General features: G+C 68.3%; 12 protein-coding genes. 7 read left to right on the top strand and 5 right to left on the bottom strand.

What is annotated here, in order from left to right:
• The coding region (locus Q4F73_RS00990) for a superoxide dismutase (protein WP_303357481.1) at window positions 1–562 on the bottom strand (562 nt) is incomplete at its 3' end.
• Window positions 563–697: 135 nt separating this feature from the next.
• Here Q4F73_RS00990 and msrA point away from each other — a divergent pair.
• On the top strand, window positions 698–1,369 hold the full coding sequence (msrA, locus tag Q4F73_RS00985) for a peptide-methionine (S)-S-oxide reductase MsrA (RefSeq protein ID WP_303357480.1): 672 nt from the start codon (window positions 698–700) through the stop codon (window positions 1,367–1,369).
• A gap of 5 nt (window positions 1,370–1,374) precedes the next feature.
• The gene (locus tag Q4F73_RS00980) at window positions 1,375–2,709 is read left to right on the top strand and encodes a plasmid pRiA4b ORF-3 family protein (protein WP_303357479.1); all 1,335 of its coding nucleotides are present in this window, start codon (window positions 1,375–1,377) and stop codon (window positions 2,707–2,709) included.
• Here the strand turns inward: Q4F73_RS00980 and Q4F73_RS00975 are convergent.
• On the bottom strand, window positions 2,696–3,361 hold the full coding sequence (locus Q4F73_RS00975; RefSeq protein WP_303357478.1) for an HAD family hydrolase: 666 nt from the start codon (window positions 3,359–3,361) through the stop codon (window positions 2,696–2,698). The two genes, Q4F73_RS00980 and Q4F73_RS00975, sit on opposite strands and share 14 nt — an antisense overlap.
• Window positions 3,362–3,463: 102 nt before the next feature.
• Here Q4F73_RS00975 and Q4F73_RS00970 point away from each other — a divergent pair, with 102 nt between their 5' ends.
• Entirely contained in the window at window positions 3,464–5,164 is a 1,701-nt protein-coding gene (locus Q4F73_RS00970) for an alkaline phosphatase (RefSeq protein ID WP_303357477.1), read from the top strand.
• Here the strand turns inward: Q4F73_RS00970 and Q4F73_RS00965 are convergent.
• Window positions 5,154–6,947 carry an alpha/beta-hydrolase family protein gene (locus Q4F73_RS00965; RefSeq protein WP_303357476.1) on the bottom strand — a complete coding sequence of 598 codons (1,794 nt, stop codon included), beginning with the start codon at window positions 6,945–6,947 and terminating at the stop codon, window positions 5,154–5,156. The two genes, Q4F73_RS00970 and Q4F73_RS00965, sit on opposite strands and share 11 nt — an antisense overlap.
• 130 nt (window positions 6,948–7,077) lie before the next feature.
• Here Q4F73_RS00965 and Q4F73_RS00960 point away from each other — a divergent pair, with 130 nt between their 5' ends.
• From Q4F73_RS00960 to Q4F73_RS00945, 4 genes are all read left to right on the top strand, one after another.
• Window positions 7,078–8,034: an L-lactate dehydrogenase gene (locus Q4F73_RS00960; protein ID WP_303357475.1), complete on the top strand. Its 957-nt coding sequence runs from the start codon at window positions 7,078–7,080 to the stop codon at window positions 8,032–8,034.
• Window positions 8,035–8,110: 76 nt separating this feature from the next.
• A complete protein-coding gene (locus tag Q4F73_RS00955; protein WP_303357474.1) occupies window positions 8,111–9,973 on the top strand; it encodes a pyruvate kinase in 1,863 nt (620 codons plus the stop codon).
• Window positions 9,974–10,687, top strand: a complete 714-nt coding sequence (locus tag Q4F73_RS00950; protein WP_303357473.1) for a glycerophosphodiester phosphodiesterase family protein — start codon at window positions 9,974–9,976, stop codon at window positions 10,685–10,687.
• Between the two features lie 29 nt (window positions 10,688–10,716).
• Entirely contained in the window at window positions 10,717–11,631 is a 915-nt protein-coding gene (locus Q4F73_RS00945; protein WP_303357472.1) for a DUF5926 family protein, read from the top strand.
• A gap of 59 nt (window positions 11,632–11,690) precedes the next feature.
• Here Q4F73_RS00945 and Q4F73_RS00940 read toward each other — a convergent pair whose 3' ends face one another.
• Window positions 11,691–12,881: an LCP family protein gene (locus Q4F73_RS00940; RefSeq protein ID WP_303357471.1), complete on the bottom strand. Its 1,191-nt coding sequence runs from the start codon at window positions 12,879–12,881 to the stop codon at window positions 11,691–11,693.
• Window positions 12,882–12,891: 10 nt separating this feature from the next.
• Window positions 12,892–13,545, bottom strand: a complete 654-nt coding sequence (locus Q4F73_RS00935; protein WP_303357470.1) for a Fic family protein — start codon at window positions 13,543–13,545, stop codon at window positions 12,892–12,894.

Here is a 13,545-nt window from a genome sequence, read left to right as displayed (position 1 = left end):
AGTTGAAGACGTTCCAGACGGCCTTGACGTAGTCGGCCTTGACGTTCTTGTACTGCAGGTAGAAGGCGTGCTCCCACATGTCCAGCATGAGCAGCGGGGTGAAGTTGACGGAGATGTTGCCCTGCTGGTCGGTCAGCTGCTGGATGATGAGGCGACCTGCGATGTGGTCGTAGCCCAGGACGGCCCAGCCGGAGCCCTGGATGCCCATGGCGACACCGGTGAAGTGGGCCTTGAACTTGTCGAAGGAACCGAAGTCGCGGTCGATGGCCTCAGCCAGCTCGCCGGTCGGCTCGCCGCCACCGTTCGGGGAGAGGTTCTTCCAGAAGATGGTGTGGTTGGTGTGGCCACCCAGGTTGAAGGCCAGGTTCTTGGACAGTGCGCGGATCTTGTCCGGGTTCGCCTCGCCGTTGCGCTCCTCCTCGAGTGCCTCCAGTGCGGCGTTGGCGCCGGCGACGTAGGTGGCGTGGTGCTTGGAGTGGTGCAGCTCCATGATCTCGGCTGCAATGTGCGGCTCAAGTGCGTCGTAGGCGTAGTCGAGCTCCGGAAGGTTGTACACGGCCATGGTGGTCCTCTTTCTGTTGCTAACGGGTGCGCCCTCGACTGTACCGTCGAAAAGCGCGGTGCCACCATGATAGGACAAAATGCGAATTTGGCAACGAAAGTGTTTCCTAAATGCGGCGGCGCGTACCCTGGGGGCATGTCCTGGATGTTCCAACGCACCCCCGAACTGCTCCCCGCCGACCAGACCCTGTCCGGCCGCGAAGCCCCCATCCTGCCGTCACCCCGCCAGCACATGGTGCTGGGCACGCCGATCACCGGCCCGTGGAAGGAGGGGCAGCGCTCGCTCATCGTCGGCATCGGCTGCTTCTGGGGCGTGGAGAAGATGTACTGGGAGACCGAGGGGGTGGAGGGGACCTCCGCGGGATACGCGGGTGGCGTCACCCCGCACCCCACCTACCGCGAGGTGTGCACGGGAAAGACGAATCACACCGAGGTCGTCGAGGTCGTCTATGACCCGGAGCGCATCTCCCTGGAGACGCTCGTCGCCATGGCCCTGGAGAATCACGATCCGACACAGGTCAACCGCCAGGGCAATGATGTGGGCACCCAGTACCGCTCCGCGCTCTACACCACCGGCCCGGATGCACAGGCCGAGGCCCGGCGGGTGCAGGAGATCGTCGACGCCTACGCCGCTGATCTGCGGCAGGAGGGTTTCGGCGAGGTGACCACCGAGGTCATGCCGCTGGCGGACACGCCCGCCGGTGCGTATTTCCTCGCGGAGGATGAGCATCAGCAGTACCTGCACAAGGTCCCCCACGGCTACTGCCCGCACCACTCCACCGGCGTGGCCTGCCGTCTGCCGGAGTGACACCCATGTTCAACTTCGAGCCCCCACCTCGCCAGACACCGCACGTCACCGCGCCTCCGGCCACCCCGGTCGGCTTCCGGGTGCGGGTCGATCTCGAGGAGACACACCCGCCGGTGTGGCGCCGCCTGCTCATTCCCGGACAGATGAGACTGCATGAGGTCCACCTGCTCCTCCAGATCGCCATGGGATGGGAGAATTCCCACCTGCACAAGTTCTTCCAGGGCTCGGTGTTCGAGCGCCGCGACTTCCTCACCGACTTCGATCGCGCCGAGGGCGAGCAGGGGATCTTCGAACACGACGTCCGCCTCGACCAGGTGCTGCACGACGTCGGTGACAAGCTGCGCTACGAGTACGATTTCGGCGACGGCTGGACCCACACGATCAAGGTGGAGGAGGTGCTGGCCGAGGAGCCGGCGGCACCCCGGTGCATCGGCGGACGGCGGGCGTGCCCTCCGGAGGACTGCGGAGGTGTCCAGGGCTATCACGAGATGGCCGAGTGGGTGCGCACCGGCGACGGCGGAAACGAGGAGATGGAGGACTGGCTCGACTTCGAGTGGCACCCGGACCACTTCGATCCGGAGGAGGTCAACGCCGCGCTGGAGGATCATGGTGCGCAGGTGATCGTCCGGGAGGAGGTGGCCGCCGTCCTCGACCTCGTTCCGGCCGACCGCGCCTCCACCCTCATCCGCCTCATGGAGTCCGCGGCCTGGACCGCGGAGCAGACCCCACCGTCGGCCGCCGTCGTGGCGCAGGCCGTCGAGCCCTTCAGCCAGCTGCTGGATCTGGTGGGCGAGGGTGTGACCCTCACCGGGCAGGGTTACCTTCCCCCGGTGCTGGTGACGCAGCTGTGCGACCGGCTTGACCTCGGCGGTCCTCTCCACGGGCAGGCGAACCGGGAAGCCAACCTGCCGCCCGTGAAGGCCCTGCACCGCCTGGCGAAGAAACTGGGGCTCCTGCGCAAGTACCGGGGGCGCCTGCTGCCCACGAAGATCGGGGAGCGGGCGTTGCTGGATCCGGGGCTCATCTGGGAACAGGCGCAGCAGGCCCGGCCGAACTCCCGCGATAAGTTCGAGGTGCACGCCGCGTGGTTCTACCTGGTGGTCGCCGGATCGGAGGCCGCGGTGGACAGGTGGGCCGATCTCACCCGGAAACTGGTCGGGGATGTCGGGTGGCGCATCGAGCATCCCCACTCCTCCATTCCCTACCCGTTCAGCGAGACCCGTACCCTGCTGGAGTTTCTGACCCACGGGCCTGATCCGTTGGGCAGCAGCCCCGACCCGGAGCGCGTGGCCGCGGTGAGTCACCTGGCCCGCCACATGGTCTTCGCTACGCCCAGCTGATCTCGGCGAGGCTGCTTATCGACGCCACCGTCGCCCCCGTCCGATCCAGGTGGATCGCGTGCATGCCCACGCGCCGCGCTCCCTCGACGTCGTTGACAAGGCAGTCGCCGATCATCGCGCTGTCCGTAGCTTTCACGCCGAGCTTGTCGAGTGCCGCGAGGTAGGACTCCGGCTGCGGCTTCGGGGCGCCGAGCTCCACGGTGGCGCACATGACCATCCCGTCGAGCCACAGGCCGGTGCGCTCCAGTTTGGCGCGCTGCAGGTCCTCGGCGCCGTTGGTGAGGATGCCGACACGGAGCCCCTGGCCCAGGGCCTCCCGCAGGGAGGGGAGGGCGTCGGGGAAGGCCCGCCAGTTGGCACGGTAGACCGCGAGGTAGTCCTCGTACATGGCCAACGCCTCCTCATCGCTCAGGTCGGTGCGGCCGATGAACTCACGGCAACGTTCCACCCGTTGCCCGAGGTGGCTGACCTGGCCGTTCTCGAAGGCGGTGAACCACTTCTTCTCGATGCGCGCCCACCGTTCCCACTGGTCACCGCTGAAACCCAAGGTCTGACTCCACGCATTGACGCCGAGGCGGGCGGCGTGGTCATGGTCGACGAGGGTGCCGTCCAGGTCGTAGAACACGGCCGTGAGGTGGGCGGGAAGTTGCATGGGTCACACTTTATGTGACAACACTCTTACCTATATGAAGCCACGATGAATTCTTGGCTCCCCGTACTGCGCCACCCCAGCCACGGCCACATAATAGGCGCCGTGAGGCAACCTAGTGACCACCCGATCACGCGACGGAGCCTACTGCAGGGCACCCTCATCGCGGGGGCGGCAGCGGCGGTCCCGAGCTCGCTGCCGCGCGTGCGGGCCTCGGACGTGCAGGCCTACGCGGACGCTGACCTGGACACCCTCCACGCCCCGCGGCCTTTCGCCGACGGAGAGCACCACGTGTTCATGCACGGTGTGGCCTCGGGGGACCCGGTGCCCACCTCGGTCATCCTGTGGACCCGAGTGACCCCGGCCCCGGAGTGTGTCCCCGGTTCCGGGGTCGGCCCGGACGTGCTGCTGCGCTGGGAGATGGCCACCGACCCGGGGTTCACCCGGCTGGCCCGGGCGGGAACCGTCACCGCCTCCGCCACCCACGATCACACCGTCCACGTCGACCCCTTCGGCCTGGAGTCGGACACCGTCTACCACTACCGCTTCACCGTCCTCGACGGTGAGCACGCAGGAAGGATGTCCCGGGTCGGCCGGACGCGGACGGCTCCGGGGGATGGGGCGGGCGTCGATAAGCTCACCCTGGCCGTGTGCTCCTGCGCGAACTTCGAGGCGGGCTACTTCTCCGCGTACTCGGACATCGCGCGCCGGGCAGAGGCCGGGGAGGTCGATGTCGTCGTCCACCTGGGCGACTACATCTACGAATACGCCTCCGGCGAGTACGCCGGGAAATACGGCGTCGTGCGCCCGCACGTGCCCACCTGGGAGATCCGCACCCTGGCGGATTACCGCTCCCGCTACGGCCACTACCGGCGGGACGTGGAGCTGCAGGACGCCCACGCCGCCGCCCCCTGGGTGGTCACGTGGGACGACCACGAGGTGGCCAACGACTTCTGGTCCGGCGGCGCCGAGGGGCACGGGCCCTTCCACGGTGACTGGCACACCCGCAAGGACGCGGCCATGCAGGCCTACCTCGAGTGGCTCCCGGTGCGCGGCACGTCCCCCTCGCGGGGCGGGCGGATCTACCGCACGCTGCGCTTCGGCACCCTGGCGGAGCTGCACATGCTCGACCTGCGCTCCTACCGCAGCGCGCCGGGCATGATGCAGCCCGCCGCCCGCAATGCCCCGGACCGCACGATCATGGGCTCGGAGCAGTTCGACTGGCTCTCGGGGCGGCTGTCCACCGCCTCGACGGCCTGGAATCTCATCGGCACCTCCGTCATGATGGCCCCGCTCAACCTGGTCCACATTGATCCGGGGTTGCGGTCCCAGCTCATGCAGATGGTGGGGCTCGACGCGGCCGGGACCCCGGTCAACGTCGACCAGTGGGACGGCTACGTCGCCGATCGGGAGCGCCTGCTCGCCCAGCTGGCGGGCCAGCACCCCCACGGCCGGACCGTTTTCCTCGCCGGTGACATCCACTCCGAGTGGGCCAACCACATCTGGCACGGGGACCGCATCGTGGCCGCGGAGCTGGTGTGCTCCTCGATCACCGCCGCCAACGTCGACGAGTTTCTCGGTGCGGTGGAGAACAATCCCGTCTCGCAGACCGCGGAGCGCCACGTCCTCTCCCATAACCGGCACATCAACCACGTGGACCTCGACGCCCACGGTTATGCCCTGCTGCACATCCGTCCGGAAAGCGTCGAGATGTCCTGGCAGCGGGTCGTCGACGTCACCGTCGCCGGTTCCCCGGTGGTCGCAGGGCCCACCATGCGTTACGACGGCGCCCTCATCACCGCCTGATCGCATCCCGGCGGATGAAGGCGCTCGCGCGGCGCTCCAGCGCATGGTCCATCCGCACGCTGGCGTGCTCCCCGAGGACGGCGTCCCAGTACCAGAGCATCTCCTCGTGGTAGTTGTGCCCGTGTCCGCCCGGCACAGCCAGGGAGTTGAGCTGGTCGAGGCCGACCTGCCACCCGGAGACGAACGGCACCCAGCGCATGCCGTGGAAGACGTCGAGGCGTTGCGGGCGGGGGGCGGGCACCCCGCGGGAGCCGGGTTCGCGCAGCCAGTCGGGTTGGCGCCACACCATGTCCCGGGAGAACCAGACGATGGGGTCGGAAGCATGCTGGGCGATCACCACCCTGGGGTACTGCCAGGGATGGCGGTAGGCGCGCCCGAGGTGGTCCTGCCGCAGGTGGAGCGGGGTGGCGACGACGCGGACGTGCCGGCCGCCGTCGATAAGCGGCAGGCGTTCGGGGGAACCGGCGTCACGGTGGTCGCTGAGATCCCGGATGAGACGGGTGAAACGGGGCGCGCCGGACAGCAGAGCGCCGTCCGTACGGCGCAACAGATCGTCGAGGTCGTCGAAAGCCGCGGCCGTGCCGTAGGCGCCTAAGGACTCGCCGGCGACGTAGAGCCTCGGGCGGTCCGCGGGATCCATCTGCTCGAGGCGGGAGAGCACCGCCGCGATCAGGGCGCGGGCGGCCCGCACCGGGGTGTCGCGGTCGACGACATAGGCCACCGGCGAAGGCAGGTAGGAGTACTGCATCGACATGGTGGCGCAGTTGCCGCCGGTGAGAAACTCGACCGCGTCGACGGACCAGTCGGTGACCCACCCGGTGCCGGCGGAGGTCTGGATGACGAGGGTGTCGCGTCGGAAAGCGCCGGTGCGGTCCATCTCCGCGAGGATGAGCCGCGCCGCGGCCTCCACGGTGCGGCCCGGGACCAGGCCCACGAAGATGCGGATCGGCTCGCGCACCTCACGCAGGCCGGTGATCTCGGCGATGTCGCGGGCGCGCGGGCCCAGCGACAGCACCGCGCGGCCCTGGGAGCCCACCGCCGACCACGGCTCCAACGACCACGGGGATCCGGAGCGTTCCGGCTCCCAGGGCATCATCGATCCCGGGAAGACCGAGGCGTTCAACACCGCGGCCTGCCGGGACAGTCGGGCCAGGACTCTGCGCACCAGCACCTTGTCGCTGAGGAGGAGCGCGATCCAGGTCAGCCCGCCGGCCGTCAGGGGCCAGGCCACCCACAGGGGCATCCACCGGGACAGGCGCGCCCCGGTCCGGTCGACGAACGCCTGGGCGGCATCGCCGACCAGCAGCAGGGCGCCGTAACCGGCGGTGCCCACCACCGCCCCTGCCAGCGCGTGCCGGCTACCCCGATTACGTACGCGCACCAGCCGGGCCTGCTGCTCCTGGCGCCGCAGACTGAGCAGCGCGGCGCTGGCGGTGACGCCGACCATGAGCATGTGTCCGGTTCCCGCCCACAACCAGGCACGCGGTGACCAGCGACGACGCAGCGGGTAGGCCACAGCGGTGCCCGCCAGGTGCCCGACACCCTGCACAATGGCGACATTGGCCGCGGTCACCCACCAGGGCCGCGGCAGCAGGGAGGGTGAGATTGCCCACCACGTGGCGATCTCCGCCCCGAGGATGCCCGCGCCGAGATTGTCCGGCAGGCGGCGTCGCCGGGCCATGCGGAAACCGGGGGTGAGGTCATTGACCACCTCCAGGCCGAAGGCGATGCCTCTGAGGGCCCCGACGGCGGCGGGGAGGAGGACGCGGCGCAGAAGCCTCATGGGCCCTGATTGTGGCAGACCACGCACTGTCGTGCAGCACACACTGCATGTCCGATCGGAAGAGGCAATAATAGAGGTAGCTCGAACCCGGACACACAATCCAGACACATTCGGAAAGCTTGGAGATCCCATGCGCACAGCAGTCGGAAACAAAGTGGTACTCATCGGCGCCGGTGATGTCGGCGTCGCCTACGCCTACGCTCTGGTCAACCAGGGCACCGTCGACCACCTGGCCATCATCGACATCGACGCCAAGAAGCTTCGCGGCAACGTCATGGACCTCAACCACGGTGTCGTGTGGTCGAGCTCCCGCACCCGTGTCACCGAAGGCACCTACGAGGACTGCCGGGACGCGGCGATCGTGGTCATCTGTGCCGGCGCCGCCCAGAAGCCGGGCGAGACCCGCCTGCAGCTGGTGGACAAGAACATGAAGATCATGAAGGCCATCACCGACGAGGTGATGGGCCACGGTTTCGACGGCATCTTCCTCGTCGCCACCAACCCGGTCGACCTGCTCACCTACGGAGTGTGGCGGTACTCCGGCCTCGACCACCACCGGGTCATCGGTTCCGGCACCGTCCTCGACTCCGCCCGCTACCGTTTCATGCTCGGCGAACTCTCCCGGACCTCCCCGACCTCCATCCACGCCTACATCATCGGTGAGCACGGGGACACCGAGCTGCCCGTCGTCTCCTCCGCCACCATCGCGGGTGTGACCATGAACTCCCGGGCCGAGAAGGAGCCCGGCTTCGCGGAGAACATCGAGAAGATCTTCGAGGAGACCCGCGACGCGGCCTACGAGATCATCGACGCCAAGGGCTCGACCTCCTACGGCATCGGCATGGGCCTGGCGCGTATCACCAAGGCGATCGTCCAGAACCAGGACGTCGCCCTGCCGGTCTCCGCGTACCTGGAGGGCGAGTACTGCGAGCACGACATCTACATCGGCACACCGGCGATCATCAACCGCGCCGGCATCGCGCGTGCGGTGGAACTCCAGCTCAACGACCACGAGAAGGAGCGCTTCGCCCACTCCGCGGCCACCCTGCGCGCCATCAAGGAGGAGTTCTTCCCGGCGGAGGACTGAGCACGCTCGAGATGCCGAAGCTTCCGAACGCAGGCACAATGAGGGGGACATTGTCGCGCGTTACGGGAGGACGGCTGTGGAAGCCAGACTGCAGGATCTGATCACCGAGGTCGACGGACTTATCGACGCCGTCCGGGCGGAGGAGTCGCGGGCGGCGGAGGAGATCTCCCGCGTCGCCGACAACCACCGCGACGGCGCGGTCAACCTCACGCACTACGCCGAGCTGCGCCAGCACGACATCCGCGCGGTGCAGGGCGGACTGGCCTCCATCGGCGCGACTCGCTTGTCGACGGCCGAGCCCGCCGTCCTCGCCCGCCTCCAGGCGGCGCGCAACGTGCTCTCCGCCTACAGCGGCGAGCAGCTCAAGTACACCGGCTCCGAGGTCCGCGACGCCTTCGCCCGGGCCGACGACATCCTCGAGGACCACGCCACCGCGCTGTTCGGCGACTCCTCCGACGAGACCCACTCACGCATCATGGTCACCCTGCCGACGGAGGCGGGCGAGGACCTCGACATGGTGCGTGACTTCGTCGCCGCCGGCATGGAACTGGCCCGCATCAACTGCGCCCACGACGGCCCGGAGGTGTGGAAGCGGATGATCGACCACGTCCACACCGCCGCCGCCGAGGCCGACCGGGAGATCAAGGTGGCCATGGACCTGGCCGGACCGAAGGTGCGCACCGGCCGGATCGCCCCCGGCCCCGAGGTGGGCCGCGCACGCGTCACCCGCCTGGACACCGGCCTGGTGCTCACCCCCTCCAAGATCTGGCTGACCCCCAACGACGTGGACGAGGCAGCTCCGGTCCCCGCCGACCTGCCCGGCCGCCCCACCCTGCCGCTGCGCGTGGAGAGGGACTGGCTGGAGCGCCTCACCGAGGGCGAGATCATCGATCTGTGGGACAACCGCGACTCGAAGAGGAAGTTCACCGTCACCCGGGTCGAGGACGGCGGCGTGCTCGCCGAGGGGCAGCAGAACGCCTACATCACCAACTCCACCCTGCTGCAGTCCAACTACACCAAGAGCCGTGTGTCCGGGGTGCCGGCCACCGAGCAGAAGCTGCGCCTGCACGTCGGCGACACGCTCATTCTCACCGACGACCCGGCACCGGCCGAGCCCGCGCCGGGCTGGACCCCGCGCATCAGCTGCACCCTGCCGGAGGCGGTCAGCGCCATCCGCGTCGGGCAGCGCGTGCTGTTCGACGACGGCTCGATCGCCGGGCGCGCCGTCGATAAGCGGGACAACGGCGAGCACGTCGAGGTGGAACTCGAGATCACCTACGCCAGCGGGGGCGGCACGAACCTGGCCGCCTACAAGGGCATCAACCTGCCGGAGACGGTGCTGCCGCTGCCGAGTCTCACCGAGGAGGACATCGAGGCGTTCCGCTTCGTGGCCGAGCACGGTGACATCGCCAACGTCTCCTTCATCCGCGATGTCGATGATGTCGCCTTCGTGCTGGACACCCTGGAGAGCATCGCCGCGGAGTCGGAGAACCCGGAGCGGGTGCGCGGCCTGGGCATCGTGCTGAAGATCGAGACCATCCCCGCCTACGAGAACCTCGCGCAGGTGCTGCTCGCCGGCATGCGCCACCCCAACCTGGGCATCATGATCGCCCGCGGTGACCTGGCCGTCGAGCTCGGCTTCGACCGCATGGCCGAGGTGCCCCGCCTCATCGCCCAGATGGCGGAGGCCGCGCACGTACCCGTCGTCATGGCGACCCAGGTGCTCGAGAGCCTGGCCAAGTCCGGCCTGCCCACGCGCGCGGAGATCACCGATGCCGCCTACGCCCTACGTTCCGAGGCCGTTATGCTCAATAAGGGCCCGCACATCACCGACGCGATCCGCATTCTGCACACCCTGTCGACCAAGTTGGGGCGTTCCCAGCGGAAGAATCGGCAGATGTTGCGGCAGATCGGTAGCTGGATGCCAGAGAATGGATAAATGGAGATCATTGCGCACCGCGGTTACTCCGCGAAATACCCCGAACTGACCGAGGTCGCCTTCGAGCGCGCCCTGGGGATGCCCATCCACGGAGTCGAATGCGATGTGCGGCTCTGTCGCGGCGGCGAAGTGGTGGCGATCCATGATCCCCTCATCAACCGCGTGGCCGACGGCCGGGGGCGCGTCTCGCGCATGACCCTCGATGACCTGCTGAAGTACAACTACGGCACCGAGGACCACCCGCAGTCCGTGCTCACGCTGCCCGAGCTGCTGGAGATGGTCAGGCCGACCGACAAGCACCTCTACATCGAGACCAAGCACCCGTCCCGCTACGGACCGATGGTGGAGGAGCAGGTGGTCCGCGTGCTGCAGCACGCCGGGATGCTCGACGACCCGCGCATCCACGTGATCACCTTCTCCGCGGCAGCGGTCGTGCGCATGAAGCGGCTCGCCCCGCAGGTGGACCGCTTCCACCTGCGCCGGAAGTACGAGCGCTGGGCCAACCCCCTCGACGTGCACCCCGGTAAGCCGACCGGACTGGGTCTCTCGCTGGGCCGGGCCAAGGGGCGACCGGACCTCATCGGGAAGATGGGACTGCCGACCTACATGTGGACCGTCAATGAGCCCGAGGACATGCTCTGGGCGCGCGACAACGGCGTCGACCTCATGGCCACGGACGAGGTGTCGCTGGCGCTGGAGGTACTCGGCGGCTGAGGAATCGTGGCTCCGGGTATCTTTGAGCCATGGCCAAGAAGAACAAGAAGAACGAGAACCTGCCCGAGGGCATGAGCCGCCGTCAGGCCAAGCTCGCCGCCCGCGCCGCCGAGCGCGCCGCCCTGGAAAAGGACGCCCGCCCCTACGGCGGCCTCGACGCGGAAGCGGATCTCATCGCCCTGCAGGAGTTCGTCCCCGCGGCGGTCGCGAAGGTCGCGGTCGCCGGTACCGATCGCGACGTCTACATCGCGACGGTCCTGCCCGGGGGTGCTGCGGCGCTGGTCCGGGAGGACGGCACCACGGCTTTCGTCGCATTGCAGACCCGCATCCCCTCCCAGAACCCGGGCCGCGACCTGGCCTATGCCCTCACCTGGGTCCGCGACGCGGCCTCCGGCGCCACCCTCGAGCAGGGCGTGGCCGACGGATCCCAGCCCGCGCTGACGGACCTCATCGCCGCCGACGCCGAACTGGAGATCACCGAGTACCAGGACTTCAACTGGTGGATGCCGGAGGACACCCAGCTCGATCCGGTCACGGCCCAGGCCCTGCAGCAGGCCAATGACTCCGTCGTGGAGTCGCACCGCGTGGACACCGACATCCCCGGCGCCGTGTGGTGGGTCAACCCCGGTGGTGGCAAGGCACACATCCGGTGGGTCCGCCCCGACGACAACGAGGACGGTCTGCTCAACGCCCTGGCGCGTGTCGCCGCCCGCGGTGAGCTCCACCTCGGCGAGGGCACGAAGTTCGCCGGTGTCTTCCGCACGCACGGCATCATCGTCCCGGTCTTCGACCTCGACCCGGGTGTGTCCCATGACTCCTACGGCGCGGAGCTGGATCGTGTCGCCGAGGCTGTCGCCACCGAGGTGTCCAATGACGCCCAGCTGAGCGCCGACGAGCGCAAGCAGCTGCAGAACATCAAGTCCCGCCAGGTGACCATTCGCTAGTATCGAAGCAGGTCAGAAGCGGAAAAGAGTGCGCAGCCGCGCACTCTTTCTCGCTTTTCCTAGCGCATGGAGTCCCACAGCGCCTGCGCGCCGGCGGGGTCCCACAGCACGACGTTGCCCACCGCGTAGTCGGCGAAGCCACCGACGGGCACGGTCTCGGTCTGCACCCCGCCGCGCATGGCCAGGCCCACGCGGGCGAGGTTCCACACGTGGTCGCCGCGCCCGACAGTGAAGGAGTTGGCGGTGTTGGTCACCAGGGGGAAGAACTCCAGTGGGTTGAGCAGGGTGTTGGGAGCGGTGGCCTCGTCCATGAGCGCGGCGAAGAACTCCCGCTGCCGGTCAACACGGTCGAGGTCTCCCATCGGGGTGGCGCGGGTGCGCACGTATCCGAGGGAGGTGGGCCCGTCCATTGTCTGGCAGCCGGCCTGAATGTCCAGGTTGGCGAGGGGGTCATTGATGGGGAACTCGGGGCACAGTTCGACGCCGCCGATGGCGTCGACGACATTCGCCAGTCCACCCATACCGATCTCCGCGTAGTGATCGATGCGCAGCCCGGTGGCGCTCTCCACGGTGGCGGTGAGCAGCTGCGGGCCGCCGTAGGTGAAGGAGGCGTTGATCTTGTCGTCACCGTAACCGGGGATGGTCACGTAGGAATCGCGTGGCAGCGAGACCAGGCGCGCTTCGCCGACGGTGGGGATGTGCAGCAGCATGATGGTGTCGGTGCGCCCGACTCCGATATCGCCGCCCGTGCCCAGGCGGTCGATGTCCTCCTGGTCCAGGCCGGCGCGGGAATCCGAGCCCACGAGCAGCCAGTTGGTGCCCGCGGTGTTGGCGACCCGCTGCTCCGGCAGGGCATCGACGCGGTTGAGCTGGGCATCGGCCCACAGCATCATCGCCACCGAGAGCACCACCACGATGGCCACCAGCGCGCCGAGGGTCCGCAGCGGGCGAAACGATGCTTTCCGACGCCGCCGAGGTGCCTGCTGCCGGTATTGCGGTTCCTCCCGGCGGGGAGGAGCAGGGCGGTACTGCGGTTCCTCCCGACGAGGCGGCAGGTACTGCGGGGGCGGTGCTTCTCGACGCGGCGGTCGTTGCGGTTCCCTGCGAGGGGGACGCTGGGGAGGTCGGGCGGCACGCCGTCGAACGGGCCGACCATAACGGTCGACGAGCGGCTTACCGTCGCGACCCATGACGAAATCAGCGGAGTCGCGGGGATCGGAGGAATGCCGCCGTGGGTCACGTTCATGCATGGGGATAAGACTAGTCCCCGCCGGAGTCCGTGTCGGGACGCTCCTGCAGGCCGTGGTGCACCAGGTACTCCGCAGCCGGACCTGTTTCTCCGAACATGTAGGCCTGGGACAGCAGATCGTGGAATCGGGAGGAGACGGTGGCGTCGTCCTCCGAATAGGGCGCGGCGAGGATCGTCCGCCCAGGCAGCAGGGTGTTGGCCAGGAGGAGTGCGGTTCTCTTGTTGCCGTCCTCGAATGGCTGGGCTGCGGCCACCGCCACGAACAGGTGTGCAGCTCGCTGCGGAACATCAGGCAAGCCCTGCGTCCCCTCGATGAGGGCCTGTAACTCTTCCAGGGTCAACGCCGGGGGGCTGTGGCGACCATAAGGTGTGGCTACACCGATGTTCTGCTCAGCGGTTCGCAGGACGCCGGGTCGAAGCGCAGCGGAGCGGGTCATGCTGCCGTTTATCCGAACCGCCAGGTGTGCACTCGGGGTCTCCTCGGCTTGGCGGGCGCTCATTGCCACTCCGGCCGCGGACTGGAGATCGCGGAGAAGTTCCAGGTCTGCTCGGGACGCAATTCCCGAGGTATCACCGTGGCGCAGGAAGGAGTCGGTGTCGAGGCGTCCCGTCCGGAGGTTGTCGAAGACCTTGCCCGCGGAATAGATGACCTCGTTGATACTCAT

This window comes from Corynebacterium sp., from assembly GCF_030535495.1.
GTDB lineage: Bacteria > Actinomycetota > Actinomycetes > Mycobacteriales > Mycobacteriaceae > Corynebacterium.
The sequence above is the reverse complement of the archived record's forward strand: the minus strand, read 5'-3'. Positions and strand labels throughout refer to the sequence as shown.

What these genes read in the sequence shown, in the direction of transcription:
- Q4F73_RS00945 (WP_303357472.1), top strand. Translation starts at nt 10,717, where the DNA reads ATGGCCAAGAAGAACAAGAAGAACGAGAACCTGCCCGAGGGCATGAGC.
- Q4F73_RS00980 (WP_303357479.1), top strand. Translation starts at nt 1,375, where the DNA reads ATGTTCAACTTCGAGCCCCCACCTCGCCAGACACCGCACGTCACCGCG.
- Q4F73_RS00965 (WP_303357476.1), bottom strand. Translation starts at nt 6,947, where the DNA reads ATGAGGCTTCTGCGCCGCGTCCTCCTCCCCGCCGCCGTCGGGGCCCTC.
- Q4F73_RS00935 (WP_303357470.1), bottom strand. Translation starts at nt 13,545, where the DNA reads ATGAGTATCAACGAGGTCATCTATTCCGCGGGCAAGGTCTTCGACAAC.
- Q4F73_RS00975 (WP_303357478.1), bottom strand. Translation starts at nt 3,361, where the DNA reads ATGCAACTTCCCGCCCACCTCACGGCCGTGTTCTACGACCTGGACGGC.
- Q4F73_RS00950 (WP_303357473.1), top strand. Translation starts at nt 9,974, where the DNA reads ATGGAGATCATTGCGCACCGCGGTTACTCCGCGAAATACCCCGAACTG.
- Q4F73_RS00940 (WP_303357471.1), bottom strand. Translation starts at nt 12,881, where the DNA reads ATGCATGAACGTGACCCACGGCGGCATTCCTCCGATCCCCGCGACTCC.
- Q4F73_RS00960 (WP_303357475.1), top strand. Translation starts at nt 7,078, where the DNA reads ATGCGCACAGCAGTCGGAAACAAAGTGGTACTCATCGGCGCCGGTGAT.
- msrA (WP_303357480.1), top strand. Translation starts at nt 698, where the DNA reads ATGTCCTGGATGTTCCAACGCACCCCCGAACTGCTCCCCGCCGACCAG.